Here is a 23,408-nt window from a genome sequence, read left to right on the forward strand (position 1 = left end):
GCCTTAAATGTTCTTTGCGTGGACACGGTCCCGGACGACGGGCGTCACACGCCCGGATGACACACTTGTCGGCGGTCACCCGTTGGTGGCAGGTACCAGGACCTGGCTGGATTGGGCAGCGTGTTTTTGACGCTTCAGCCCCTAGCCGGCTCCGATGCGGGAGCTCTCGATCAGCGTCGATATTCCGGTCCCGCCCGACGTGGTCTGGACCGTTCTGACAGACACGGACGCCTATCCGCAGTGGAACACCCTGTTGCGGATCGAGGGGACCGTCGCCCCTGGCGAGACGGTCGACGCACGGTTGTCCGTGCCGGGGCTCCCGACGGTGTCGTTCAGCCCGGAGATCGTGACCGTCGAGCCAGAACGGGAACTTCGGTGGCTGTCGTCGTTGCTCGGTGTGACGGCCGAGCACGCGTTCCTGCTCGAACCGCTCGACGGGGGTTCCAGAACCAGATTCACGCAGTACGAGACCATCAGTGGACCGTTGACCGCGCGAGTCGTCGATCGGCTCGCACGCCGGCTACGTCGTGGGTTCGAACAGATGAACGTCGGTCTCAGACGGCAGGCGATCGCGGTACACGAGCCAGGTTAGCGGAGATCCAGTTCCGTGTCGGTGCACTGGCGGAGGCGGGCGTACGTGTTGTCTTCGACGGCGTCTCTGACGAGTCCGTAGACGCCACAGAGGTCGTGGTCGCGGGCCTGGGCGGTCGCGTGGTCGAGAAACCGGACGACGCGGTCCGTGTCCGCGTACATCAGGAACACGTTGAGGTTGTCGAACAGGATCCAGCCGCGGCCGTCGTCCAGCGCGTCGTAGGCCCGCGAGAGACGCATGCTCAGTCCCGTCAGGTCGTCGGGCACCAGCGGGTCACAGACCCACATGTCGCCGTCGTATTCGGATTCGGACCCCGAGATCGGGATCTGGCCGACACTGGAGAGGGCCGCCCCAGCGGTGGCCAGCGTCTCCGCGACCTCCGCTGGCGCCGAGGTCGTGACGATCAGCAGGTTCTCGTATGCAATCGGTGGTAGTTCTCTGATCGGCGATTGCATCGTCGAGAGCGAGACGAGCGCCTGTGCCCCGCTGTCGAGTAGCAACTCCTCGCCGGTCGAGTGGCGAACGTCGTCGTTGCTACTCACCGTCTGTACACCTCACAGTGCCCGGTACCCAACCGGACAGCCCCACCCAGTTGATACATAACAGTGTTTCTTGCGGGCTATCTGCCGTCCGCAAGGATATATTTTTCGGCTAGACCGCAACACTCATCAATAGCGTGTTGAATGGTAACGTATGCCGTCGCTGGTCGTCCACTACGCGTTCGTCGGACTCCTCGCTGCGACCCTGCTTGGCGCTGCATTCGACAAGCGGTCACTGTTGCTCGCCCTGATCGTGGTCACGATTCCGGACCTCGATTCGTTCATCGCACTGGTCTCCGAAGTCGGCCATCGAGCGGCGATGACGAATCTCGTGATTCCGGCGATTCTCGCCATCCTGCTGGCCATCGACCGCTACGTACGCGAGGAATCGTACGTTCGGGCACGCTGGGGTGCCTACGGGGTTCGAGTCGCGTGGTTCTGTGTGCTGGTCTACGCGGTCGGGCACGTCCTGTTCGATGCTGTTAGCGGCGGAGCGAACCTCCTGTGGCCGCTCCACGACCAGTTCTACAACATCCGTGGGCGGTTCGAGTTGTCGACCCAGCGTGGTATCGTCCAGACGTTCGTCGAGGTTAGCGGAAACGGCGGTGGGAGCACGAGTAGTGCGAGCAGTGGAAGCAGTAGCGGCGGTGGGCTACCGACGCTGAAGGGGATGGGGAACACCAGCGAGGTGCAGATGAGCACGGCTGTCGATCCCGACCCGTCCGGGACCAACGAGGGACCAGTCGACCGGATCTTCCCGGTCGTCCGTGGTGGCTGGCAACTGTACATCCTCGTCGTCGGGACCCTCGCGACTGTCGGTCGATTCCTCGTCGGGCACGACCTCCCCGAGGAGTGAGCGAATTCCGGACCCTTCATGTGGTTCGTGGGCGAGCGAGTACGCATGGGCTTCGAGGTGTCTCGCCGACTCAGTGTCGCCGACACGGTCACGCTCGTCAACGCCGTCGTCGGGTTCGTCGCCGGTGCGGTCGCGTTCGCCGACCTCCACCTCGCCGCACGGCTCCTCCTGCTCTCCGTCATCACCGACGCTCTGGACGGTATCGTCGCCCGCGGGAGCGAGTCTTCCGAGGTCGGTCCGCTGCTGGACTCCATCACCGACGTCGTTTCGTTCGGAGCGACCCCGAGCCTGTTCGTCTACGTCCTGCTGGCGAACGAATTCGGCGGTGTCACGAACGCTGGACTGGCGGTCTATCTCGCCATCACGCTCGTCGCGGCTGCCTACGTCGTCTTCTCTATCGTCAGGACCGCCTTCTACGAGACGTACATCGAGAGTGCCGACGGGCGGCCGGGGATGCCCAACTCGCTGGGCGCGATTATCCTCTCGACGGCGTACCTGGGTGGCATCAGGAATCCCCTGTTGCTGGCCGGTGCGATGGCGCTGTTCTCGGTGGCGATGATCGCGCCGTTCGACTACCCAAAACCGGGCCCCAAGCACGTCACACCCGTCGGCGTCCTGGTCGCGATGGCGCTGTTGGTCCCGGAGGCACTCTACAACGTCGGCCCGCTGTCCGTGCTGGCCATCGCGGTCCTGTTTTTCCTCCTGGGGCCCCGGTATTACTGGGCCGAGTGACGGACGCTCGCTGCTCGGGGCCGGGGACTCTCTTCGTACTTGATTCCACGCACGGGCCGCGTAGTGTCCACTCCTACCGCCTCCATCACACTGATATCGGTGGGGGATCTAGTGTGAACCGCATTCAAGGGATTCTATCGAACCCCTTAGCCGTGAGGGGGATTTCGACGAAATGTTTATATACTAATCGCACTTACCTTGGGTTAGGATGACTGCAGAAAAACAGCTATTCGACGAGACTCCGCTCCGCCGATTCGAGTACGACGACAGCGTCGTGCTCGCGGCGGACGTGGGTGCTGTCGACGACGCCTCCGTGGACGTGGTCGACGGGACGGTCATCGTCGTCGTCGGCGACGAACAGCGCGAGTTCGACGTCCCCGAGGGTGACGCACGAGCGTTTATCAACCACGGGATTCTCACTATCGAAATGTCTCCCAGCGAGGAGGATCACTGATGAAACTCACCGTCAAACCCCTGAAACAGAAAGACGCAGGTCGCGGGCTCGCAGCCATCGACAGAGCAGCGATGGCCGAGATGGACCTGGAGAACGGCGACTACATCGTTCTCAGCGGGCGCCAGAACAACCGCGCGGTCGCCCGGGTGTGGCCTGGCTACCCGGAAGACGAGGGGCAGAACATCGTCCGGATCGACGGCCAGCTCCGCCAGGAGGCCGGTGTCGGCATCGACGACAACGTGACCGTCGAGAAGGCGGACGTCCAGCCGGCAACGAGTGTCACCGTGGCGCTCCCCCAGAACCTCCGTGTTCGGGGCAACGTCGCGCCGATGATCCGGAACAACCTCAGCGGCCAGGCCGTCACGCAGGGACAGACGGTGCCGGTGAGCTTCGGCCTCGGCCCGCTCTCCTCGATGTCCGGCCAGAAGATCCCGCTGAAGATCGCCGAGACCGAGCCCTCGGGGACGGTCGTCGTCACGGATTCGACCGAGATCCAGGTCAGCGAAAAGCCCGCAGAACAGATCCGTGGCGGTGAGGGCGAAACCGGTCGCGAGACGCCGGACGTGACCTACGAGGACATCGGTGGCCTCGACAACGAACTCGAACAGGTCCGCGAGATGATCGAGTTACCGATGCGCCACCCAGAGCTGTTCCAGCAGCTCGGCATCGAGCCACCGAAAGGCGTGCTCCTGCACGGCCCGCCCGGGACGGGGAAGACCCTGATGGCAAAGGCCGTCGCAAACGAGATCGACGCGTACTTCACGACCATCTCCGGCCCGGAGATCATGTCGAAGTACTACGGCGAGAGCGAGGAGCAACTCCGTGAGGTCTTCGAGGAAGCCTCAGAGAACTCGCCGGCTATCGTCTTCATCGACGAACTCGACTCCATCGCGCCCAAACGTGGTGAGACCCAGGGCGACGTGGAACGCCGCGTCGTCGCACAGCTCCTGAGCCTGATGGACGGCCTCGAAGAGCGCGGGCAGGTCATCGTCATCGGTGCGACGAACCGCGTCGACGCCATCGACCCGGCACTGCGCCGCGGTGGCCGCTTCGACCGCGAGATCGAGATCGGCGTCCCCGACAAGGAGGGCCGCAAGGAGATCCTGCAGGTCCACACCCGCGGGATGCCCCTCTCCGAGGAGATCGACCTGGCCGGCTACGCCGAGAACACCCACGGCTTCGTCGGTGCCGACCTCGCGTCGCTGACCAAGGAGGGCGCGATGAACGCGCTCCGTCGCATCCGGCCGGAACTCGACCTCGAATCCGACGAGATCGACGCCGAGGTGCTCGAACACTTAGAGATCACCGAGCAGGACTTCAAGGAGGCGCTGAAGGGGATCGAACCCTCGGCACTCCGTGAGGTCTTCGTCGAGGTCCCGGACGTCACCTGGGACTCCGTCGGTGGCCTGGGCGACACCAAGGAACGGCTCCGCGAGACGATCCAGTGGCCCCTGGAGTACCCCGACGTCTTCCGGTCGATGGACCTGGAAGCGGCGAAGGGCGTGCTCCTGTACGGCCCGCCCGGCACGGGGAAGACGCTGCTGGCCAAGGCCGTCGCCAACGAGGCCCAGTCGAACTTCATCTCCGTGAAGGGGCCGGAACTGCTGAACAAGTTCGTCGGCGAGTCCGAGAAGGGCGTCCGCGAAGTGTTCAGCAAGGCCCGGGAGAACGCCCCGACGGTGGTGTTCTTCGACGAGATCGACTCCATCGCCAGCGAGCGTGGCAGCGGCCAGACCGACTCCGGCGTCGGCGAACGGGTCGTCAGCCAGCTGCTGACCGAACTCGACGGCATCGAGGAGATGGAGGACGTCGTCGTGGTCGCGACCACCAACCGGCCCGACCTCATCGACGACGCACTCCTGCGTCCAGGTCGGCTGGACCGCCACGTCCACGTCCCCGTCCCCGACGAGGACGCGCGGCGTGCCATCTTCGACGTCCACACGCGGGAGAAACCACTGGCCGACGACGTCGACCTCGACCGCCTGGCCCGCCGGACGGAGGGCTACGTCGGTGCCGACATCGAGGCCGTCGCCCGCGAGGCGTCGATGGCCGCGACCAGGGAGTTCATCCACAGCGTGGACCCGGAGGACATCGGTGACTCCGTCTCGAACGTCAAGGTCACCATGGACCACTTCGAGGCGGCACTCGACGAAGTTGGCCCCAGTGTCACCGAGGAGACCAAGGAACGCTACGCGGAGATCGAAAAGCGGTTCGACACGGCCGCGCCCGACCTCGAAGAGGACAAGGTCGGCCGGACGTTCCAGTAGGCCCGATCGCCGCACTCGGTGACCAACCGCTCGATTTTATCGACGCTTATCGCCCGGCTGGATCGCTGTCGGTCAGCGTCACCTCGAAACACTCGTACGCTTCGAGGACAGCCCCGCCACCGCCGAGCGAGACGACCCCATCGGTTGTTTCGATCCAGAGACTCTCCTCGGCGGCGAACCCACTGGTCACCGGATAGACGATGTTCTGACGGACGTTGACGAGGCGACCCTCGATCGTCGTCTCGGTCCGTTCACCGTCGACTGGGTAGCCCTTCGCGCGCACCCAGACGGTGACGTCGTCCTGCAGCAACAGCGCGGCTTGTACGGTCGCACCGCGGAAGTCAGTGTGTGTCGTCGGGAGCGTCGACCAGTCCCGGACGTACAGTTCCTCGCCGTTGGTCCAGAAGTTCCCCAGAAACGCGTTGGATACTTCGTAGGCCAGGTTCTCGCTCTCGAAGTACGTCACCGTACGGTCCTCGGGCGCCACCGTCAGCATCTTCCAGTGACCGCGCAGTCCACACTCCAGGTCGGCAGTGGCCAGGAGCGGGGGAACACCGTGCGGGATGTACCGAACGGCGGTCGCCAGCCCGCAGAACTGATCGTCAGGTGACACTTTCGGGACGCCCTCGCCGTAGACCAGTAACAGTACCAGCAGGTCGCGGTCGTACGCAGTCCGTAGCTGCTCGGCGATCAGGTCGAGCCGTTCGTAGGGGAGCGCGACGGTGAGCCCTGACTCGGCACTCTCGACGAGTTCGAGGAGTTCCGTCTCTACGTCCGCCCGCGTCTGCAACACCTCCAGCCGACCCTCTGCCATACCTGTCACACGGGAGTGCCCCATGTAATAGTTTCCGCGACTCGTTCCAGAGTTTCGTTGGCAATTGACTCCTGTCTGACCTGTCTGGCGAAAGTTGAAGGGGGATTGTCTGTAGTATAGACTCATGCCCGACAGCCCACAGGTGCTGTTCGTCGAGAGTCAGTTGTTCACTGATGGGGTCGTCGAGTACCTTCGTGGGGCAGGGTTCTCGGTCACGACTGCGGAGTCCCTGGACGACGCACTCGCGGTACTGCAGGCCGCGACTGTGGACTGTCTCGTCACCAACTCCGAGGTCGAGACGAGCGACGACACCACCTACCTCGGCGGTCTCGATGTTCTCGAAGTCGTCGGTGGACTCTATCCGGATATCCCCCGATTGCTGTATGCGGAGGTCGACAACCGGGATCTGGCGGACGAGGCAATCGAACGCGACGTCTTCGCGTACGTCCCCGCCAAGTCCGTGACCGACGCGCACGAACGGCTCAAGCAACAGATCGAGGCCGCTATCGCCTATCTTCCCGCGCGACGCCGTGCGACACGGCAGGAGGAGATCAACACGGCCGTCCGGAAAGTAAACGAGGCGCTCGTCAGAGCCGACTATCGTGAACTGATCGAACAACGGGTGACCGAAGTCATCGCCGAGACTGGACGGTACACACATGCCTGTCTGGCGAGTCTCGACGACGACGAACCGGTGATCGAGGCCTGTGCGACCAACTCTGGTGTCGAGACGACGACCCTGCTTCCCCACACCGAGCAGCTCGTCGAGACCATCACCACTGGCGAGGTTCTGCGTTCGACGATACCGTACGACGGCGCCAACGTCCCGGACAGGGTCGAACCGAGCACGCTCACCCTCCTCGCTGTCCCGGTGACCTACGAGGACGAGTCCTACGGCGTGTTGACCATCTGGTCCGACAGGGAGAACGCCTTCGACGAGCGTGAACAACAGACGCTCCGGGAACTCGGCCGGAACGTCGCGCTGGCCATCCACGCGGTCACGACCAAGCGGGAACTGGCTGCCCAACGGGCCGAATTGAAGTCACAGAAAGAGCGACTGGCGACGCTGGCACGCGTCATCTCACACGAACTCCGGAACCCCCTCCAGACCGCGATGGGACGGCTCGAAGCGGTCAAACGTGACGTCGACCATCCCGAACTGGACGTCATCGACCGCAATCACGACCAGATAGCGTTTCTCATCGACGACATGCTCGAACTGACCCGTCGCGGACAGCGGAGCTACGAGACGCTGCCGGTCGATCTCGAAGCGACCGTCCAGCGGGCGTGGGAGACGGTGGCACCGAAACACGGGACCTTGACCGTCGAGTCGGCAGCCACTATCGACGCCGACGACGAGCGGCTGGTACAGCTCCTGGAGAACTTCGTCCGTCTCGCGACGGCCGGCGACGAACCCGTGAGCGTCGAGGTCGGGACCCTCCCCGACGGGCTCTATCTCCAGCACGACGGCCCGGAGCTCCCACACGCCGAGGGGGAGTCGTTCGAACTGCGCTACGCGACGAGCGAGGAGGGTGTCGGGCTCGGGCTGACGATCATCAAACAGATCGCCGGCGGCCACGACTGGGAAGTCACCATCCCCGCTACTGGCGACGGGAGCGTCCGCCTGGAGATTCGAGGTGTGGAGAGGGTGGAGGCGTAACGCAACGCCCTTGCCTGCGCTTTCCCTAGCGAGGCTATGCAGGTCACGGCCCGTGATCACGTCGGTACGCTGACTGGCTTGCTGACCGTCGTCTCTCTCGCGCTCGTGTTCGGAGCGGTGCTGGGTGCGATCCCGGCATGGGTGATTCCCCGTGCTCCGGAGTCGGTGCTGACCGCGATTCCCCACGTCAACGCTGCCATCAGCGCGCTCGCCATCCTGACCATCGTCGGCGGTATCCGAGCGATCCGTCGGGGCGACATTCAGCGCCACCGGCGACTCATGCTGACGACGTTCGGGCTCTTCGGGACCTTCCTCGTCCTGTATCTCTACCGCGTCGTACTGAAGGGGCCGACCGACTTCACCGGGCCAGCGGCCGTCGAGACCTACGTCTACTTCCCGGTGCTGGCGATCCACATCCTGCTCGCCATCATCGCGATCCCGCTCGTCTACTACGTCCTGTTGCTGGCGCTCAGCTACCCGGTCTCGCAACTGCGCCGGACGAACCACCCTCGGGCCGGCAAGGCCGCCGCGGGGCTCTGGCTCGTCTCGTTCTCGCTCGGCATCGTCGTCTACGCGATGCTGTACGTCGTCTGGTGACTACGGCTCCCACTCCTCCCGGAGCAGGCCGAACCAGTGTGTGTCCCGCCACTCGCCGTCCAGCCGCCAGTCCTTCCGGTGTCGTCCTTCCTCGACGAAGCCGAGACGTTCCAGCACTGCCATCGAGCGGTCGTTGCCCCCGACGACACGGGCCTGCCACTTTCGAAGTCCGCGCTGGTCGAATCCGTATGCGACGAGGCGTCTGGCCGCCTCCGTGGCGAACCCCTGGTTCCAGGCGTCGGGGTCGAGCCAGTATGCTAGCTCGGCCGTCCCCTGCTCGGGTTCGTGTTCGGTCATGGCGACGAGTCCGATTCGATCTGTCCGCTGCTGGACCTGCCCAGGCTCGTCGGTGTCCGCATCGACACAGATCAGGAGATGGACCGAGTCACCGTCTGCGAGCGTCTCCTCGTAGAACGTTTCCATCTGCTCGTGTGTCATCGGCTGCGGATACGTCCCCCACCCCCACACCCGTTCGTCACAGAATACGGACTGCATCCAGTCGAGGTCGTCCTGTTCTGGCGGCCGGAGGGCCGTCCGTTCGGTCTCGATGAACGCGGGGCTCGGCATATTGGTGTCGTTTCGTTCCAGTGGAATAATCGTACCGCTGGTTCGGGGGTCTCTCACAGTACACATTCAAGCAACGTCGCGCCACACTCCATGGCTCACTCTGTTCACGGCTCGCTGTGCTCGCCGTTCACAATCGAGGCGGTTCACGCCTCGCATTCCCCGTTCGTGTTTCGTGGTTCTCGCTCGCTCCGAACCGCGCTAGTCGTCTGCTGGCGTCGCCGACCCACCGATCTCCGGGCGGACGACGTCCCGATCGGTCTCCTCGCCCTCGATATCGTAGGGGTATTCGCCGGTGACACAGCCCAGACAGAGGTCCGCACGGCTCGTCTCCAGCGTCTCGGCGATCGCGTCGATCGAGAGATAGGAGAGCGAGTCGGACTCGATCTCGTCGCGGATCTCTTCGACCGACTGGTCGCCCGCGATGAGCTCGTCGCGCGAGGCCATGTCGATGCCCATGTAACACGGGGCGACGATGGGTGGCGCGCCGATCCGCACGTGGACCTCCTCGGCACCGGCGTCCTTCAGGAGCCCGATGAGCTGTGTCGAGGTAGTCCCGCGGACGATGGAGTCGTCGATGATGGTGACCTTCTTGCCCTCGATGGTGGACTTGATCGGGTTCAGTTTCAGGCGGACCGCGCGTTCGCGCTCGTCCTGTGTGGGCATGATGAACGTCCGGCCGACGTACCGGTTCTTCATCAGCCCCTCCGCGAACTCGATGTCCGAACCGTCGTCCTGGGCCGCCTCGGCGTAGCCGGAGGCGAACGCACGGCCGGAGTCCGGGACCGGGAGGACCACGTCGGACTCGACGCCGGACTCCTCCCAGAGTTTCCGGCCCAGTTCGCGCCGGACCTCGTAGACGAGGCTCTCGTCGATGGTCGAGTCCGGCCGCGCGAAGTAGACGTGCTCGAAGAAACAGTGCGCCGTGTTCTCCTGCTCGACGAGCTGGTAGGTGTCGTAGCCCGTGCCGTCGGGATGCAGGACGACGAGTTCGCCGGGCTCGACGTCCCGGATGAGTTCGCCGTCGAGCGTATCGATGGCAGCGGACTCGGAGGCCAGCACGTAGCCGTCTTCGAGTTCGCCGATACACAGCGGGCGGTTGCCCTGCGGGTCACGCACACCGAGTACCGTCTCGTCGTGCATGATCGTCAGCGAGTAGGAGCCGTGGATGCGCTCCATCGTTCGCTTGACCGCACGGACCAGGTCCTCTTCGAGGAGGTTCCGGGCGAGGTCGTGGGCGATGACCTCGGTGTCGCCGTCGGAGGTGAAGGCATGACCCAGGTCGGCCAGTTCGTCGCCGATCTCGTCCGCGTTGACGAGGTTGCCGTTGTGCGAGAGGCCGAGCGACCCGGACTTGAACGAGACCGAGAACGGCTGGGCACAGCAGGCGTTGACGCTGCCTGCGGTCGGATACCTGACGTGACCGATCCCGTTCGAACCGTTCAGCGATTCGAGATCACCGGGGCCGAAGGCGTCGCCGACGAGGCCCATCTCGACGTGGCTGTGCTGCTGGAAACCGTCGTGAGTGACGATGCCGGCCGACTCCTGGCCGCGGTGCTGGAGGGCGTACAGGGAGTAGTAGAGGGGACGGGCGGCGTTTCGATCCTGCAGCGAGATACCGACAACGCCGCACTTCTCGTGCATGAATTGTGGGCCTTATTCGCCGGCTTTCGACTGCCACTCGTAGTCTCGTCGCTTCGCCGACTTGCCGAAGCCACACGACGAACAGACTTTCTTCTTTGTGTGATAGGACTTCTCTCCACACCGGCGACATTTCGTGTGTGTCGTGGTGTTCTTCTTGCCCTGAGAGGGAGTTCCTTTGCCAGTCATGGGTTAATCGAGACGACGTTATCCCCGCGTATAATCGTTGTGTCTTCGTCCTCGATGACGAGGTTCATATGCTGATCGTAGCCCGAGAGCTCGCCGGTGAAGATCTCACCGCCCTTGAGCTGCACGGTAACCTCCTCACCGAGCGACGCTTCGAGCACGTCCAGCGGTCGGCCACTCATGTTCGGGAAGGATAGTGACGGGCGCTTAAACGTACCGCTTGCGTGGTCGGCTATACGTCCACCGAGAAGGGCGCGTACTCGTGAGCACGGACGGCGAACCCGGCCATGAGGTCCGCTGCAGCGTCCAGATCGGCCGGATCGACGACCTCGACGGGGGTGTGCATGTACCTGTTCGGCAGGCCGACGTTGACCGAGGGGATACCGCCACGGGAGGTGTAGAACGCGTCCGCGTCGGTGCCGGTCCGCAGGCCGGTCGCCTGGAGCTGGATGTCGAGGTCGTCGGCCGCGCCCGTCTCGCGGAGCGCGTCGACGAGCACAGGGTGGTTCGCGCTGCCGCGAGCCACCGCGGGCCCCTCGCCGAGTTCGACGCCCGTCGACCGATCACTCGGGGCGTCCGGCGAATCGGTTGCGTGGGTGACGTCCGCGGCGAGGACGGCGTCGGGTGCGAGGTCGAACCCGACCATCTGTGCGCCACGGAGGCCCAGTTCTTCCTGGACTGTCGAGACGGCGTGGACCGTGACGTCGGTCCCGCGCTCGGCCGCACGTCGGAGTCCCTCGGCAGCCGCCCAGATGCCGACACGGTTGTCCATCCCGCGGGCGGCCAGGCGCCCGTTCGCGAGCTCGCTGATCGTCTGCGTGAACGTTACTGGGTCGCCCCGGTCGACCAGTTCCTCGACCTCGTCGCCGTCCTCGGCCCCGACGTCGACGAACTGCTCGGCGATCTCGGGAACGCTCTCGTCGCCGTTTTGCTCCCGGAGGTGGATCGCAGTCTGTCCGACGACGCCCGAGACCGGCCCGTCGGCCGAGTGGATCGTGACGTGCTGGCCACGGGAGATCGTCTTGTCGGACCCGCCGATACGGGAGAGACGGATGCAGCCGTCGTCGGTGAAATCCCGGACCATGAACCCGATCTCGTCGCCGTGGCCGGCCAGCGCCACCGACGTCTCGCCACCCGAGACTGTCGCGACCGCGTTGCCGTAGTCGTCGACCGTCACCTCGTCGGCGAACTCGCTGACGTAGTCGATCCAGACCCGCTGGCTGTCGGTCTCGTAGCCCGACGGGCCGGGTGTCGAGAGCAACGATTCGAGGAAGGATCGCCGTTCGTCGTCCATGCACCCCCCTTGCAGGGTCCGGGATATGAATCACCCGGAGCAAAGACCGATAAAGGACGCGCGTGTACTCCTACCTGTATGACCAAGATCACGTTCTTCGAACTCCATCTGGACGGTGCAGAGTTTACAGCCAACGCGCCGGGCGTCGGCGGAAGCGAGTCGGACGAAGAAGCCTCCGCGGTCGAATCGGCGGACGAGTCCGGATCCAGTGTCCTTCCCGTCCTCCTCGGACTGGTCGCTATCGTCGGTATCGCAGTCGCAGTGAAGAAGCTGCTCGGAGGCGACACAGAGCCCGCTCTCGACGACCTGGAGGAGTAGCCCTCGGGGAGAAGGCCTATCCCAGTCGCCCCCGTTCTCCGGGTATGGGCCTGTATCATAGCGTCCGTGCCGTCGCCGGCGCGTCCGGCGATGGCCCGATCGACTGGGCCGCCGTCGCTGAAGCCGCCAAAGAGTCCACCGCCCCCGGCGATCTGAACGTCTCGGCCGACGAACGGTCGGGCTACGCGACCGACGTCCGCGACGCCCGTGACCGTGTCCGCGAGGTCGGTGCCATCGACTTCGACCTCCCGGGGACCGTCGAGATACAGCACCGCCACCACTGGATCGACGCCAACGTCGAGACCTTCCAGCGGGTGATGGAACCGATCGAGCAGCAGGCCGACCACATCCCCGGCATCGCCCGTGTGGTCAACACCGGGTCGATGGCGTTCGCGCTCTCCTTCCTGGCGAACAACGTCCTCGGCCAGTACGACCCGCTCTTGCTCGCCGACGGCGACGAGCACGCGCTGTACTTCGTCCGGCCGAACATCCGGCAGGTCGCGACGCAACTGAACGTCGACCACGACCGGTTCCGTCGCTGGATCGCCTTCCACGAGGTCACCCACGCCGCCGAGTTCGGTGCGGCCCCCTGGCTCTCCGAACACATGGAAGATGCCATGGAAGACGCTATCGAGAATCTCTCGGGTGGTAGTATCGACCGCGCGTCGCTGGGCGAACTCGACACGATCATGACCGCCGTCGAGGGGTACGCCGAACTCCTGATGGACCGGGCGTTCGACGACGAGTACGACGATCTGCGGGCGAAGATCGACGCCCGTCGGCAGGGGCGTGGTCCCGTCGCCGAACTCGTCCGGAAGGTGCTGGGACTGGGCATGAAACGCCAGCAGTACGAGCGCGGCAAGGCGTTCTTCGACGAGGTCGCGGACGCCCGCGGGGTGGCCGCTGCCGGACTGGTCTGGCAGTCGCCCGACAACCTCCCGACGGACGCCGAGATAGAGACGCCCCGCCTCTGGATCGACCGGGTCGATCCGTGATCGGCCACGGGGCCGTCGCGGGTAGCACCGTACTTCTTTGACAGCGCGCTCGGAAGGACGCACGTGCCATCGAGCCAGTACGACCCGTCGGCGACACTGACCCCGGCGACGCCAGAGGGGTACGCCGATCCCGAGGCGTTCCACTACTCGTTCGCCGCTCTCCTCGGTCTCATCCTGCTCTTGCTCGTCCCCTGTCTCCTGCTGTTTGGAAACCTCCTGTGGTACGCGCAGGGGGGTGAGGCACTCGCCGACCTGTTCGGCTACGCAGTGACCGACGACGCGGGGTTCGAGTTCACCGTCCCGATTGCAGTCGCTGGTGTGTTTGTCGTCGCCATCGGTGTGGTGACTGTACTGCACGAACTCGTCCACGGGCTCGTGTTCCGACTCCAGGGGTACGACGTCTCCTTCGGCGTGGCCCCCCAGCTCGGTGCGTTCTACGCCGCCGCGTTCCACCAGTTCCAGGACCGTGACGACACGATGCTGGTCGGTATCGCGCCGTTGCTCGTCCTCGATCTCGCGCTCGTTCCGGTCCTGTTCGTCCCGATCCCGATGCTCGCGTTCGGGGCGTTCGTCGCCCTCCTGTTCAACACGCTCGGTGCTGTCGGGGACCTCTATCTCCTGGCGAACCTGCTCCGGATGCCGCCCGGAACGCTCCTCTACGACAGCGATATGCGCCACTCGTACGTGTTCTACCCAGACCGGTGAGGCAGTCTCGGATCTCGGTGCTACATCCGTCGGGCGGGTTGTCCGTCCGGCCCGTCTCAGGGCGGCGGACTACCCGGATAGATTCGCTCTCAATCGGTAAAAATCCGTCTTGAGTGAACGGTATCTTATCAGGAGTCTCCGTTGAACGACCGATATGATCAATCAGTACACCACCGTCGCAGTCGTCGCGTTGCTCGTCGGCTCACTCGTCGGCGCCGGCACGGTCTTCGCTGTCGGGGCGTCCGGTTCGGCAGGCGGGCCCACCGATGCCGGCCCGTCGACGACAGCGACACAGCCGAGCACTGTGACGCCCGTCGACAGCCCCGACGACACTAACACGGGGACGGTCGCACAGTTCGGCAGCGAGGCAGCGTTCGACAGCTACGTCCAGCAGGGATTGCTCGAGGCGAAGCATCGACAGCCGCGTCCGCGAGTCTTCAGGTTCGATACCCAGATCCAACTGACCGAGAGTGCGGCTCTGACGGCCAACACTGCCGGCGGTGACGGTGGCGGGGGCGACGTCGCGGTCAAAGCTCCGTCCCGTGTCGGGACGACGAACGTCCAGGTCGCCGGGGTCGACGAACCGGACACGGTCAAGACCGACGGGCGGAACTTCTACTACACGCCGTTCCAGTCCCGCGGGCCGATCGGTATCCTCCAGCCGCGGCCACCGGCGGCAGGTGTCGCACCGATGCCCGACGTCGAGCGGCCCGATACCGACACCCACGTCATCGACGCTAGCGACCCGGCCGCGCCCGAGGCGATCAGCGAGATCGACGACTCCGGCAAACTGCTCCAGACCGGCGATACGCTGATCGTAATCGGCTATCGCAACGTCACCGGCTACGACGTCAGCGACCCGGAGGACCCCGAACAGACCTGGGAACGACCGCTGAACCACTCGGTCGTCACCGCACGCCAGCACGACGGGACCGTCTATCTCGTGACTCGCTCGGCCGTCAGCCTCGATACGCCGTGTCCGATCAGGCCGCTCGGCGACGAGCACGCCATCGCGTGCAGTGACGTCTACCGGCCAGGCTCACAGATTCCGGTCGACGCGACCTACACCGCGCTCTCGCTCGATGCCAGCGACGGCGAGATCCGCGATTCGGTCACGTTCGTCGGGACCGGCCAGAACACCGTCGTCCACATGTCGACCGACGCGCTGTACGTCACCTACACCGAGGAGACGAGCCACGCCGAACACCTGGGGACCTTCCTCCGGACCGAGTTCGACGAGACGCCGGACCACCTGGTCCAGCGCATCGCCGAGATCCAGTCGTACAACATCTCGGCACAGGCAAAGAATCGGGAGATCAACCGCGTCTTCGACCAGTGGCTCGCGACGCTGCCGACAGCCGAACGGGAACGCGTTCGGGAGGAGTTCCGCCGGCAGTTCGACCAGTACCGCGCCGACAGACAACGCAACACGACGACGACCGGCATCGTCCGGGTCGCCGTCGACGAGGGTGACCTCGCCGTCGAGGCGACCGGTACGGTCCCCGGTCGGCCGCTGAACCAGTTCTCGATGGACCAGCACGACGGGACGCTCCGCATCACGACGACGATCCCGGCAATCGGGAACGCCGATAGCAAGAACGACCTCTACACCCTGGACAGCCAGACGCTGTCCGAGCGCGGATCGGTGACCGATATGGGCGTCACCGAGCGAGTCTACTCCGTCCGCTACGTCGGTGATACCGCCTACGTCGTCACCTTCCGACGTGTCGATCCCTTCCACGTCGTCGACCTCTCGGACCCCGAGAACCCCGAGGAGACCGGCCAGCTCAAACTGCCAGGGTTCTCCTCGTACCTGCATCCCATCGACGACGACCACGTCCTCGGTATCGGCGAGGAGAACGGGAAGGTCAAGACCGTACTGTTCGACGTCTCGGACCCGTCGAACCCGACCATCGACGACCAGGAGATACTTTACGACCACCACTGGTCGGCCATCTCACAGAGTCACCACGCGTTCACTATCGACCGCAAGCACGGCGTGTTCTTCCTCCCGGCGGGCGAGGACGGCATCGTCGTGGACTACACGAACGGGTCGCTATCCAGGACCGAAACGATCCAGACTCACGACAGCGTCTCACGGGCGCGGTACGTCGGTGACTACCTCTACGTGTTCAGCGGTGACGACGTAGTCGTGGTCGACGAACGGACCTGGGACAGAGAGACGACGCTCCGACTGGACGACTGATCAGTTCCGGTTCGACTCCGGCGACTGGCCCTTGCCGTCGGTCGCCCGCGGGTGCTCCTCGCGGTCCTCGCGCTGTTGTTGCCGCAGCGCAGTGCCGGGTTTGGGTCCCCGTGTCCGCTCGTCGTTGCGTTCCTCGTAAGCGATTCCTGCGACGCTGTCCGGGATGGTGAACCAGGCGAGCGCGGCGCCGACTACTGTCGCCCCCACTGTCGCGCCGACGACGAGTGGTAGGTCGGCGCCGCTGTAGAGCGTCACCAGCCCCATCGAGAGGCCGACCAGGAGCGCGAATCCGATCTTCAGATTCCTGACGAACGCCTTGCGGTCGTCGTCGGTGATCGAGGGGCCGACCATCAGTGCCCACCGCGACTCATCAGTAGAACCCCCGTTCGACGTCCTCCTCGATGACGTCCTCGAACTCCTTGTCGAGCAGCTCCTCGGCTTCCTCGAAGGTGTCTGTCAGGTCGTCCATCCCGTCCGGTCTGTCGTGCTGGTCGAACTCCATCGGCCCGTAGGCCGGCGAGTCGACGGCGTCCATGATGTCTTCGAGCATCGCTTTCGGTGTCGTCGGAGCGTCAGCGTGCGTTTCGAGGACGGTCTTGAGCTTCTGAGCCTTCTCCTCGGCCTCGTTCTCGTCGTCGACGCCCTGCTGGACGCCGAACATCCCGCTGCCCTCCTCAGGGAACAGTGGGTCGATGTCGTCGTCGATACGGCGTGCGACCTGTGAGCCGACGCCCTGGACCTCGAAGGGGTTCTTCGCGTAGGTCTTCAACTGGTAGACGCCCGCGTCGGGGTGACCGAAGTAGATGTCCTCGCCGATCCCGTTCGCGCGGTCGCCCCCGACGGCCCGCCAGCCGCCAGGGTCCGCTCGGCTCTCCATCACGTCGTCGAGGATGTCCTCCCAGTCGCGAACGCGCATTGTCGTCTCCACCTTCGGCCTTCCACAGAATGAAGGCATCGGTCCGTGGGACGCGCTCGCGGGGAGCATCGAACCCTTTTCCCGGATCGCAGCGCCAGACGCGGTATGGAGAGCGAAGCGAACGTCCTCGGCGGCGACCTCGCCTGTTGTTCGACCGATCCCGTGACAGGGTTCATGCGAGACGGCTACTGCTACCCGCTGCAACGGGACCCAGGGCGACACGAGATCTGTGCCGTGATGACCGACGAGTTTCTGCAGTACAGCAAGGCACAGGGGAACGACCTGATGACGCCCCGGCCGGACCTGGATTTCCCCGGGCTGGAACCGGGCGACCACTGGTGTGTCTGTGTCCCTCGCTGGATCGAGGCCGAGGAGGCTGGCCACGCGCCGCCCGTCGTCCTCGAAGCGACAAGCGAGGACGTGTTGGCGGACGTCCCGCTTGAAACACTCCGCGAGTACGAGTGGACAGCTGACTGAGACGCCGACCTGACGGTTCCATTCGGGGCGCCAGTGTCGATCGAGGACCGTTCGTTTCAGAACCCGATAGCTGGGCAGAACGGCTTAAGACGGCTTTCGAGGATCATATGTGGCCTGCACGTCCTGTTATCAATCCCTGAGAACAGCGGGGAAAGTTAAAGCGGTTCTCCGGGAGAGGTATCCATACGCATGACTGAACGGCTGGTAGCGTGGTACAAAGGGCAGATACGTCGCTCGCTCGACTTCGTCGGTGTCGACGACTCGATCGAGCGGAAGGTGCTGGCGGCGGTCGCCATCCAGTTCGGTGTCTCGGTCGGCCAGGCCGTCGTGGCGCTGGCGGTCGACGGCGTGCTCCAGATTCTCCTGGCGGGGGCATTGTTGGTGGGTGCTGGCGTCGCCTTCGCCAACACCGTCTTCATCACCAGAGAGGACCTCGTCGAGCCGATCACGACGCTGGCCGACCGAGTGGACCGGATCGCTCGGGGAGAGGTCGACGTCGTGGTCCCGGAACACGATCAGGACGACGAGGTGGGGGCGCTGGTCGACTCCTTCGGAGCCATGCAGGCACATCTCGATACGGTCTCCCGACAGGCGGACGCCCTGGCCAGCCAGGAGTTCGACGCGGCCGTCCTCGACGAATCCGTCCCGGGTACGTTCGGCGAATCGCTCGACCGAATGGCACAGAACCTGGAGGCGTACACGACCGAACTCCAGGAGATGACCGAGCAACTGGAAGCGCGCTCCGAGCGTCTCAAGGCGCTCGTCGAGGCCTTCGGCGCGGCCGCCGAGCGCGCGAAAGACGGCGACCTGACGGCGACTATCGACATGGACGTGGCCGCACACGACGACGAAGCCGTCCAGGCCGTCGTCGAGAACTACAACGAACTGGTCGGGACGCTTGCCGATACCGTCGCCGAGGTCACCACCTTCGCCGGGTCGGTCTCGGAGGCCAGCAGTCGCGTCAGCGAGAGCATGGCTGAGGTCGATCAGGCCAGCGACGAGATCGCACGCTCGGTCCAGGAGATCTCGGCGGGCGCGACCAAGCAGACCGACCTCCACGACGACGTCGCCAGCGAGATGAACACGCTCTCGGCGACCGTCGAGGAGATCGCGGCGACCGCCGACGACGCAGCCACCACCGCACGGACCGCCGCCGAGCGCGGGCAGCAGGGGCGTGACGAGGTCGCCGACGCCATCGAGGAACTCGATACGCTGGAGGCGCGCATCGACCACATCGCCGACTCGGTCGAAGGTCTGGTCGACCACGTCGAAGAGGTCGACGACATCATCGAAGTCATCTCGGAGGTCGCCGAGGAGACGAACATGCTGGCACTCAACGCCTCTATCGAGGCCGCACGGGCCGACGAATCCGGTGCTGGGTTCGCCGTCGTCGCCGACGAGGTCAAGGCCCTCGCCGAGGAGACCCGCGACTCCGCAGACGACATCTCGGGGCTCATCGAGGAGGTCCAGAACGCCGCACAGCACACCGCGGGCGACGTCAGAGAGATGCACGATCAGGTGACCGACTCCACGAGCACGATCGAGTCGGCGCTCCGTGACTTCGAGGACATCGTCGACGTCGTCGGGGACGTCGACGAGGCGATGCAGGAGATCTCGGACGCGACCGCCGAACAGGCCGAGACCACCCAGGAGGTCGTGACGATGGTCGAGGAGGTCGGCTCCGTCAGCGAGGGGACGAGCGAGGAGGCCGAGAGCGTGGCAGCCGCGACCGAGGAACAGACCGCGACGATCACCGAGATCACCGGCGATATCGACGGCGTCGCTGACCGGACCGACGAACTGATGGACCTGCTCTCGACGTTCGAACTCGAAGCGGGCACGACGGTGGACAAGCAGACCAGTCGGACGGCGATAGCCGACGGCGGGCGCTGACTGCTCACGAGCGTCGGCTCGACCCACGGCACCGACAGGGTTTTTCCGGGGCCACTCCTGACACTGCCTGTGCAACTCCGCGGTGTCGTCGTCGAGGTCGCCGACCCGAAGACCGTCTCCACACAGTACGGCGAGAGCGAACTCTGCGAGGTGACGGTCCGGCCCGAACGGGGCGCCGGCGACCCGACGACCGTGACTCTCTGGGGAAAGTGGACCGAGACCGGGGACTACCTCGAACCGGGGGTGGAACTGGCGGTCTACGATGCCGACGAGAAACAGTACCAGGGCGAGACCCAGTACTCCGTCGGCGGCGACGGAAGCGTCGTCGTCGAACCGGACATCCTCGTCGACGTGACCGACGTCCGGGCCTGGGTCCAGTGTCCTCGGATGTACTACCTCCGGAAGCTCGACGGGGCGGACCTGGCCTACCCCCTGGTGAAGGGGACCGTCGTCCACGAGGTGTTCGGCGACCTGCTCCGTGGCCGCGACCTCGACGACGCCATCGAAGACCAGGTGGAGGCTGCCGGCCTCGACATCGGTCTGCTGGGCCGGGCGGCCGACGAGGTGGCGGGTGACGTCCGAGACCACGCGGCCGCTATCGAGGGGTGGCTGAACCAGGGGACGCTGACCGAAGAGGACGAGTGGCGCTCCGAGATGACGCTCATCTCCGAGCGCTACGGGCTGAAGGGACGCGCCGACGCGGTCCGGCGCGGGATGCCGGTCGAACTGAAGACCGGCAAGAACACCAAGCGCGAACCGCGCTTTCAGGACAAGATCCAGGCGACCGCCTACGCGCTGATGCTGGGCGAGCGGGCGGCCAGCACGCTGGCGGCCAGCGACGTGATGGCCGACGGTGGCGCGACGAGTCCGCTGGAGGCGGCCCCGGATACGGGGACGCTGCTGTACACGAAGAACGCTGCCGTCGACCGAAACGAGGAGAGCGGCGACCTCTCGCCGGCCAAGGAGTTCTCTCTCGGATCCGGCCTGCTGAAGTACGTAATTCGGACCCGCAACGAGATTGCAGCGATGGAGCACGACAGCTCCGTGCCGACGGGCTACGAGGGAAACGCCAAGTGCGAGTACTGTTTCGAGCAGGACACCTGCATGGCGGTCTCGGGCCGCCTCGATCAGGAGTCCAAAGCCGGCCAGGTCGGTGTCGCCATCCCCGAGGAAGAACAGGACTACTTCGAACGGTTCTACGAGGCGATCGAGGCCGAGCGGCGGGCCGTCCACCGCGAGTACGCCAAACTCTGGGAACAGAGCCCGCAGGAACGGGCCGACGACGACCGCGCCCTGGTCGACCTGGAGCCGCTGGACCGCCGGGAACTCGACGGCGGGCGCTGGGAACTGCGCGCCCGCGGGACCGGTGCCGTCTCGAAGATCCGCGAGGGCGATCTGGTGCTGGCAAGCGACGGCCATCCGATCACCGGCGACGCCGAACTGGCGCGTGTCGAGCGTATCGGTGGCGCCGACGGAGACAGTGCGGACGGGGCGGACACCAGCGGCCGCGAGATCGTCGTCACTGCCGACGAACCCCTCTCGCTGCGCCGCCTGGACGTCTACCCCTCCGAGTTGACGACCGATCGCCTCCAGAACGCGCTCCACGACGCGCTGTTGACCCAGTCGCCCGAGCAGAAGGACGTCCTGTTCGGCCGTCGCGACCCGGCGTTCGACGAGCCAGCCGAGACGTTCATCGACAACAACGAGGGCCAGGACGCGGCGGTCAGCAGGGCCGTCGGCGCCGAGGATTTCGCACTCGTCCACGGGCCGCCGGGAACCGGCAAGACCTACACGCTCGCCCGGATGGTCCGCGCGCTCGTCGAACGCGGCGACCGGGTCCTGCTGTCTGCGTTCACCAACCGTGCCGTCGACAACGCCATCGAGGCCCTGGAGGAGCAGGGTTTCACCGACATCGTCCGGGTCGGCACCGAGAGCGGCGTCCGCGAGGACATGCAGAAATACCGCCTCGAACAGTCGGGCGACCCCGACGAGTGTGCCAGTCGGCTCCAGACCGCCCAGGTCGTCGCCGCGACGACCGCGACCTGCGGCGGGACCGCGATGCAGAGCCAGTCGTTCGACACCGTCGTCGTCGACGAGGCCGGCCAGTTGACCGAACCGGGGACGCTCGCCGCGACGACGCTCGGCGACCGGTTCGTCCTCGTCGGCGACCACCAGCAACTCCCGCCGGTCGTCCAGTCCGAGGACGAGACGCTCTCGCAGTCGCTGTTCGAGCGCCTCATCGAGGCCCACCCCGAGGCCGGCATCCTGCTGGACCGCCAGTACCGGATGGCCCAGCACATCCAGGCGTTCGCCTCCCGTGAGTTCTACGGCGGGCAGTTGCGCCCGGCCAGCGGCGCGGTCGCGGCCCAGCGTATCGACGACCTCGACGGGGTGACCGTGGACGCGCTGCCCGAGCACCTACGTGAGCGAGTGTCTTTCGTCGACCCCGACGGTTCGCGCACCGGGAACACGAACCCCACGGAGGCCGACGCCGTCGCCGAGGTCGTCGCCGCCTATCGTGACGCAGGAGTGCCGGCCGACGACGTCGGTGTCATCGCACCCTTCCGCGCGCAAGTGGCCGAACTGAACCGCCGGCTCGCCGACGTGACCGTCGACACCGTCGACCGGTTCCAGGGCTCCAGTAAGGCGGTCATCGTCGTCTCGTTCGTCGCCACCGGGAGCCTGGACGGGCCGCTGTTCGAGGACTATCGCCGGATCAACGTCGCGCTCACACGGGCGAAGAAGGCCCTCGTCCTCGTCGGCGACGCCGGCGCGCTGGCGACCGACGACGTCTACGGTCGGATGGTCGAGTGGGCGCAGGGCTGAGTCCGGCGTGTGGATTTATGCCTCGGCGGCCGTAGGGTGGCTGTATGGCCGGGTCGACGGACGTGGCAGCCGAGCACGCCGATTCTGACGAGCACGACCACGCGGAGCACGAACACCGGAGTCGCTGGCCGCTGATCGCCGCGGGCGGGGCGGCCGCACTCTACTTCGGCGCCGGCTTCTTCTTCGTCGGTCGGAATCTGTTGCCGACGATACTCCCCACTGTCCTCGCTGCAGTCGGCGCCGTCGGACTCGTCGTCGGCCTCGCTGGCTGGGCCAACGAGGCGTTCATCGCGGACTACCGGGCCAGTCACGGCGCCGATCAAGGGATCTATACAGGCGGGATGATCATGTTCTTGGTCTCGGACGTCGCCACGTTCTCGGCGGGGTTCGTCTACTACGCGTTCATCCGGGGCGGCGCGTGGCCACCCGAGCACCTCCCACCGTTGCTCGGCTCGCTGGTCGTCGTCAACACCGTCCTCCTGCTGGCGAGTAGCGTCACCATCCACTACGCCCACCACGCGCTCGTCCACGGCAACCGTCAGCGGTTCCTGGGTCTACTGGGCGTGACACTGGTACTCGGCCTGGTCTTCCTCGGCGGGCAGGTCCTGGAGTACTACGAGTTCGTCGTCGGGGAAGGATTCACCCTCTCCAGCGGCGTCTTCGCCAGTGCCTTCTTCGGTCTGACGGGTCTGCACGGCCTCCACGTCGCGCTCGGGGCGGTGCTCATCGGCATCACGTTCGGTCGGGCGCTGCGGGGTCACTACTCGCCCGAGCGCGACACCGCGGTCAGGACGGCATCGCTGTACTGGCACTTCGTCGACGCCGTCTGGATCTTCCTGGTGCTGGTGGTCTACGTCGGCGCCGCGGTCTGAGTGG

Annotated in this window: 24 protein-coding genes; 15 read left to right on the forward strand and 9 right to left on the reverse strand. The window is 65.5% G+C overall.

Features of this window, described 5'->3' with window-relative positions; translation table 11 throughout:
* Nucleotides 1-154 precede the first annotated feature (154 nt).
* Nucleotides 155-592 (forward strand): SRPBCC family protein, encoded by a 438-nt coding sequence (locus Hhyl2_RS04775; protein ID WP_483549585.1) that lies wholly within the window; start codon nt 155-157, stop codon nt 590-592.
* On the opposite strand, the gene Hhyl2_RS04780 is transcribed toward Hhyl2_RS04775, so the two are convergent.
* Nucleotides 589-1,134 carry a DUF7504 family protein gene (locus tag Hhyl2_RS04780; protein ID WP_483549586.1) on the reverse strand — a complete coding sequence of 182 codons (546 nt, stop codon included), beginning with the start codon at nt 1,132-1,134 and terminating at the stop codon, nt 589-591. The genes Hhyl2_RS04775 and Hhyl2_RS04780 overlap by 4 nt on opposite strands.
* Nucleotides 1,135-1,285: 151 nt before the next feature.
* Here Hhyl2_RS04780 and Hhyl2_RS04785 point away from each other — a divergent pair, with 151 nt between their 5' ends.
* From Hhyl2_RS04785 to Hhyl2_RS04800, 4 genes are all read left to right on the forward strand, one after another.
* A complete protein-coding gene (locus tag Hhyl2_RS04785; RefSeq protein WP_483549587.1) occupies nt 1,286-1,987 on the forward strand; it encodes a metal-dependent hydrolase in 702 nt (233 codons plus the stop codon).
* 45 nt (nt 1,988-2,032) lie between these two features.
* On the forward strand, nt 2,033-2,719 hold the full coding sequence (locus Hhyl2_RS04790) for a protein sorting system archaetidylserine synthase (RefSeq protein ID WP_483549588.1): 687 nt from the start codon (nt 2,033-2,035) through the stop codon (nt 2,717-2,719).
* A gap of 208 nt (nt 2,720-2,927) precedes the next feature.
* Entirely contained in the window at nt 2,928-3,173 is a 246-nt protein-coding gene (locus Hhyl2_RS04795; RefSeq protein WP_483549589.1) for a DUF7127 family protein, read from the forward strand.
* Nucleotides 3,173-5,440 carry a CDC48 family AAA ATPase gene (locus tag Hhyl2_RS04800; RefSeq protein WP_483549590.1) on the forward strand — a complete coding sequence of 756 codons (2,268 nt, stop codon included), beginning with the start codon at nt 3,173-3,175 and terminating at the stop codon, nt 5,438-5,440. Before Hhyl2_RS04795 ends, Hhyl2_RS04800 begins: the two co-directional genes overlap by 1 nt.
* A 46-nt stretch (nt 5,441-5,486) precedes the next feature.
* On the opposite strand, the gene Hhyl2_RS04805 is transcribed toward Hhyl2_RS04800, so the two are convergent.
* Nucleotides 5,487-6,254 (reverse strand): TrmB family transcriptional regulator sugar-binding domain-containing protein, encoded by a 768-nt coding sequence (locus tag Hhyl2_RS04805; protein ID WP_483549591.1) that lies wholly within the window; start codon nt 6,252-6,254, stop codon nt 5,487-5,489.
* Nucleotides 6,255-6,378: 124 nt separating this feature from the next.
* Between Hhyl2_RS04805 and Hhyl2_RS04810 the strand changes: the two genes are divergently transcribed.
* Complete coding sequence (locus tag Hhyl2_RS04810) at nt 6,379-7,914, forward strand: sensor histidine kinase (protein ID WP_483549592.1); 1,536 nt, start codon at nt 6,379-6,381, stop codon at nt 7,912-7,914.
* Between the two features lie 36 nt (nt 7,915-7,950).
* Nucleotides 7,951-8,511 carry a DUF420 domain-containing protein gene (locus Hhyl2_RS04815; RefSeq protein ID WP_483549593.1) on the forward strand — a complete coding sequence of 187 codons (561 nt, stop codon included), beginning with the start codon at nt 7,951-7,953 and terminating at the stop codon, nt 8,509-8,511.
* Here Hhyl2_RS04815 and Hhyl2_RS04820 read toward each other — a convergent pair whose 3' ends face one another.
* The 5 genes from Hhyl2_RS04820 to Hhyl2_RS04840 all read right to left on the reverse strand — a co-directional run bounded on the left by Hhyl2_RS04820 (nt 8,512) and on the right by Hhyl2_RS04840 (nt 12,196).
* Nucleotides 8,512-9,078 carry a GNAT family N-acetyltransferase gene (locus Hhyl2_RS04820; RefSeq protein ID WP_483549594.1) on the reverse strand — a complete coding sequence of 189 codons (567 nt, stop codon included), beginning with the start codon at nt 9,076-9,078 and terminating at the stop codon, nt 8,512-8,514.
* A 198-nt stretch (nt 9,079-9,276) separates the two neighbouring features.
* The gene (gene purF / locus Hhyl2_RS04825; protein WP_483549595.1) at nt 9,277-10,719 is read right to left on the reverse strand and encodes an amidophosphoribosyltransferase; all 1,443 of its coding nucleotides are present in this window, start codon (nt 10,717-10,719) and stop codon (nt 9,277-9,279) included.
* Between the two features lie 12 nt (nt 10,720-10,731).
* On the reverse strand, nt 10,732-10,905 hold the full coding sequence (locus tag Hhyl2_RS04830) for a 50S ribosomal protein L37e (protein WP_483549596.1): 174 nt from the start codon (nt 10,903-10,905) through the stop codon (nt 10,732-10,734).
* Nucleotides 10,902-11,084 (reverse strand): LSM domain-containing protein, encoded by a 183-nt coding sequence (locus tag Hhyl2_RS04835; protein ID WP_276221253.1) that lies wholly within the window; start codon nt 11,082-11,084, stop codon nt 10,902-10,904. Before Hhyl2_RS04835 ends, Hhyl2_RS04830 begins: the two co-directional genes overlap by 4 nt.
* Nucleotides 11,085-11,134: 50 nt before the next feature.
* The gene (locus tag Hhyl2_RS04840) at nt 11,135-12,196 is read right to left on the reverse strand and encodes a M20/M25/M40 family metallo-hydrolase (RefSeq protein WP_483549597.1); all 1,062 of its coding nucleotides are present in this window, start codon (nt 12,194-12,196) and stop codon (nt 11,135-11,137) included.
* A gap of 78 nt (nt 12,197-12,274) precedes the next feature.
* Between Hhyl2_RS04840 and Hhyl2_RS04845 the strand changes: the two genes are divergently transcribed.
* The 4 genes from Hhyl2_RS04845 to Hhyl2_RS04860 all read left to right on the forward strand — a co-directional run bounded on the left by Hhyl2_RS04845 (nt 12,275) and on the right by Hhyl2_RS04860 (nt 16,420).
* Entirely contained in the window at nt 12,275-12,514 is a 240-nt protein-coding gene (locus Hhyl2_RS04845; protein ID WP_483549598.1) for a hypothetical protein, read from the forward strand.
* Between the two features lie 44 nt (nt 12,515-12,558).
* Complete coding sequence (locus tag Hhyl2_RS04850; protein WP_483549599.1) at nt 12,559-13,509, forward strand: zinc-dependent metalloprotease; 951 nt, start codon at nt 12,559-12,561, stop codon at nt 13,507-13,509.
* A gap of 63 nt (nt 13,510-13,572) precedes the next feature.
* Complete coding sequence (locus Hhyl2_RS04855) at nt 13,573-14,214, forward strand: DUF3267 domain-containing protein (RefSeq protein ID WP_483549600.1); 642 nt, start codon at nt 13,573-13,575, stop codon at nt 14,212-14,214.
* A gap of 154 nt (nt 14,215-14,368) precedes the next feature.
* The gene (locus Hhyl2_RS04860) at nt 14,369-16,420 is read left to right on the forward strand and encodes a beta-propeller domain-containing protein (RefSeq protein WP_483549601.1); all 2,052 of its coding nucleotides are present in this window, start codon (nt 14,369-14,371) and stop codon (nt 16,418-16,420) included.
* On the opposite strand, the gene Hhyl2_RS04865 is transcribed toward Hhyl2_RS04860, so the two are convergent.
* Both Hhyl2_RS04865 and Hhyl2_RS04870 read right to left on the reverse strand, forming a co-directional pair.
* Entirely contained in the window at nt 16,421-16,771 is a 351-nt protein-coding gene (locus Hhyl2_RS04865) for a hypothetical protein (protein WP_483549602.1), read from the reverse strand.
* Between the two features lie 19 nt (nt 16,772-16,790).
* Nucleotides 16,791-17,336, reverse strand: coding sequence for a hypothetical protein (locus Hhyl2_RS04870; protein ID WP_483549603.1), 546 nt, complete (start codon nt 17,334-17,336; stop codon nt 16,791-16,793).
* 105 nt (nt 17,337-17,441) lie between these two features.
* Between Hhyl2_RS04870 and Hhyl2_RS04875 the strand changes: the two genes are divergently transcribed.
* The 4 genes from Hhyl2_RS04875 (at nt 17,442) to Hhyl2_RS04890 (ending at nt 23,404) form a co-directional block, all read left to right on the forward strand.
* The gene (locus Hhyl2_RS04875; RefSeq protein WP_483549604.1) at nt 17,442-17,813 is read left to right on the forward strand and encodes a DUF2237 family protein; all 372 of its coding nucleotides are present in this window, start codon (nt 17,442-17,444) and stop codon (nt 17,811-17,813) included.
* 189 nt (nt 17,814-18,002) lie between these two features.
* Entirely contained in the window at nt 18,003-19,706 is a 1,704-nt protein-coding gene (locus Hhyl2_RS04880; RefSeq protein WP_483549605.1) for a methyl-accepting chemotaxis protein, read from the forward strand.
* A 69-nt stretch (nt 19,707-19,775) separates the two neighbouring features.
* On the forward strand, nt 19,776-22,532 hold the full coding sequence (locus Hhyl2_RS04885) for an AAA domain-containing protein (RefSeq protein ID WP_483549606.1): 2,757 nt from the start codon (nt 19,776-19,778) through the stop codon (nt 22,530-22,532).
* A gap of 44 nt (nt 22,533-22,576) precedes the next feature.
* A complete protein-coding gene (locus tag Hhyl2_RS04890; RefSeq protein WP_483549607.1) occupies nt 22,577-23,404 on the forward strand; it encodes a cytochrome c oxidase subunit 3 in 828 nt (275 codons plus the stop codon).
* The last annotated feature ends 4 nt before the right edge of the window (nt 23,405-23,408 follow it).

The sequence above is a fragment of the Haloarcula sp. H-hyl2 genome, from assembly GCF_056934385.1.

What these genes read in the sequence shown, in the direction of transcription:
- Hhyl2_RS04775 (WP_483549585.1), top strand. Translation starts at nt 155, where the DNA reads ATGCGGGAGCTCTCGATCAGCGTCGATATTCCGGTCCCGCCCGACGTG.
- Hhyl2_RS04785 (WP_483549587.1), top strand. Translation starts at nt 1,286, where the DNA reads ATGCCGTCGCTGGTCGTCCACTACGCGTTCGTCGGACTCCTCGCTGCG.
- Hhyl2_RS04790 (WP_483549588.1), top strand. Translation starts at nt 2,033, where the DNA reads ATGGGCTTCGAGGTGTCTCGCCGACTCAGTGTCGCCGACACGGTCACG.
- Hhyl2_RS04795 (WP_483549589.1), top strand. Translation starts at nt 2,928, where the DNA reads ATGACTGCAGAAAAACAGCTATTCGACGAGACTCCGCTCCGCCGATTC.
- Hhyl2_RS04800 (WP_483549590.1), top strand. Translation starts at nt 3,173, where the DNA reads ATGAAACTCACCGTCAAACCCCTGAAACAGAAAGACGCAGGTCGCGGG.
- Hhyl2_RS04805 (WP_483549591.1), bottom strand. Translation starts at nt 6,254, where the DNA reads ATGGCAGAGGGTCGGCTGGAGGTGTTGCAGACGCGGGCGGACGTAGAG.
- Hhyl2_RS04810 (WP_483549592.1), top strand. Translation starts at nt 6,379, where the DNA reads ATGCCCGACAGCCCACAGGTGCTGTTCGTCGAGAGTCAGTTGTTCACT.
- Hhyl2_RS04815 (WP_483549593.1), top strand. Translation starts at nt 7,951, where the DNA reads ATGCAGGTCACGGCCCGTGATCACGTCGGTACGCTGACTGGCTTGCTG.
- Hhyl2_RS04820 (WP_483549594.1), bottom strand. Translation starts at nt 9,078, where the DNA reads ATGCCGAGCCCCGCGTTCATCGAGACCGAACGGACGGCCCTCCGGCCG.
- purF (WP_483549595.1), bottom strand. Translation starts at nt 10,719, where the DNA reads ATGCACGAGAAGTGCGGCGTTGTCGGTATCTCGCTGCAGGATCGAAAC.
- Hhyl2_RS04830 (WP_483549596.1), bottom strand. Translation starts at nt 10,905, where the DNA reads ATGACTGGCAAAGGAACTCCCTCTCAGGGCAAGAAGAACACCACGACA.
- Hhyl2_RS04835 (WP_276221253.1), bottom strand. Translation starts at nt 11,084, where the DNA reads ATGAGTGGCCGACCGCTGGACGTGCTCGAAGCGTCGCTCGGTGAGGAG.
- Hhyl2_RS04840 (WP_483549597.1), bottom strand. Translation starts at nt 12,196, where the DNA reads ATGGACGACGAACGGCGATCCTTCCTCGAATCGTTGCTCTCGACACCC.
- Hhyl2_RS04845 (WP_483549598.1), top strand. Translation starts at nt 12,275, where the DNA reads ATGACCAAGATCACGTTCTTCGAACTCCATCTGGACGGTGCAGAGTTT.
- Hhyl2_RS04850 (WP_483549599.1), top strand. Translation starts at nt 12,559, where the DNA reads ATGGGCCTGTATCATAGCGTCCGTGCCGTCGCCGGCGCGTCCGGCGAT.
- Hhyl2_RS04860 (WP_483549601.1), top strand. Translation starts at nt 14,369, where the DNA reads ATGATCAATCAGTACACCACCGTCGCAGTCGTCGCGTTGCTCGTCGGC.
- Hhyl2_RS04865 (WP_483549602.1), bottom strand. Translation starts at nt 16,771, where the DNA reads ATGGTCGGCCCCTCGATCACCGACGACGACCGCAAGGCGTTCGTCAGG.
- Hhyl2_RS04870 (WP_483549603.1), bottom strand. Translation starts at nt 17,336, where the DNA reads ATGCGCGTTCGCGACTGGGAGGACATCCTCGACGACGTGATGGAGAGC.
- Hhyl2_RS04875 (WP_483549604.1), top strand. Translation starts at nt 17,442, where the DNA reads ATGGAGAGCGAAGCGAACGTCCTCGGCGGCGACCTCGCCTGTTGTTCG.
- Hhyl2_RS04880 (WP_483549605.1), top strand. Translation starts at nt 18,003, where the DNA reads ATGACTGAACGGCTGGTAGCGTGGTACAAAGGGCAGATACGTCGCTCG.
- Hhyl2_RS04890 (WP_483549607.1), top strand. Translation starts at nt 22,577, where the DNA reads ATGGCCGGGTCGACGGACGTGGCAGCCGAGCACGCCGATTCTGACGAG.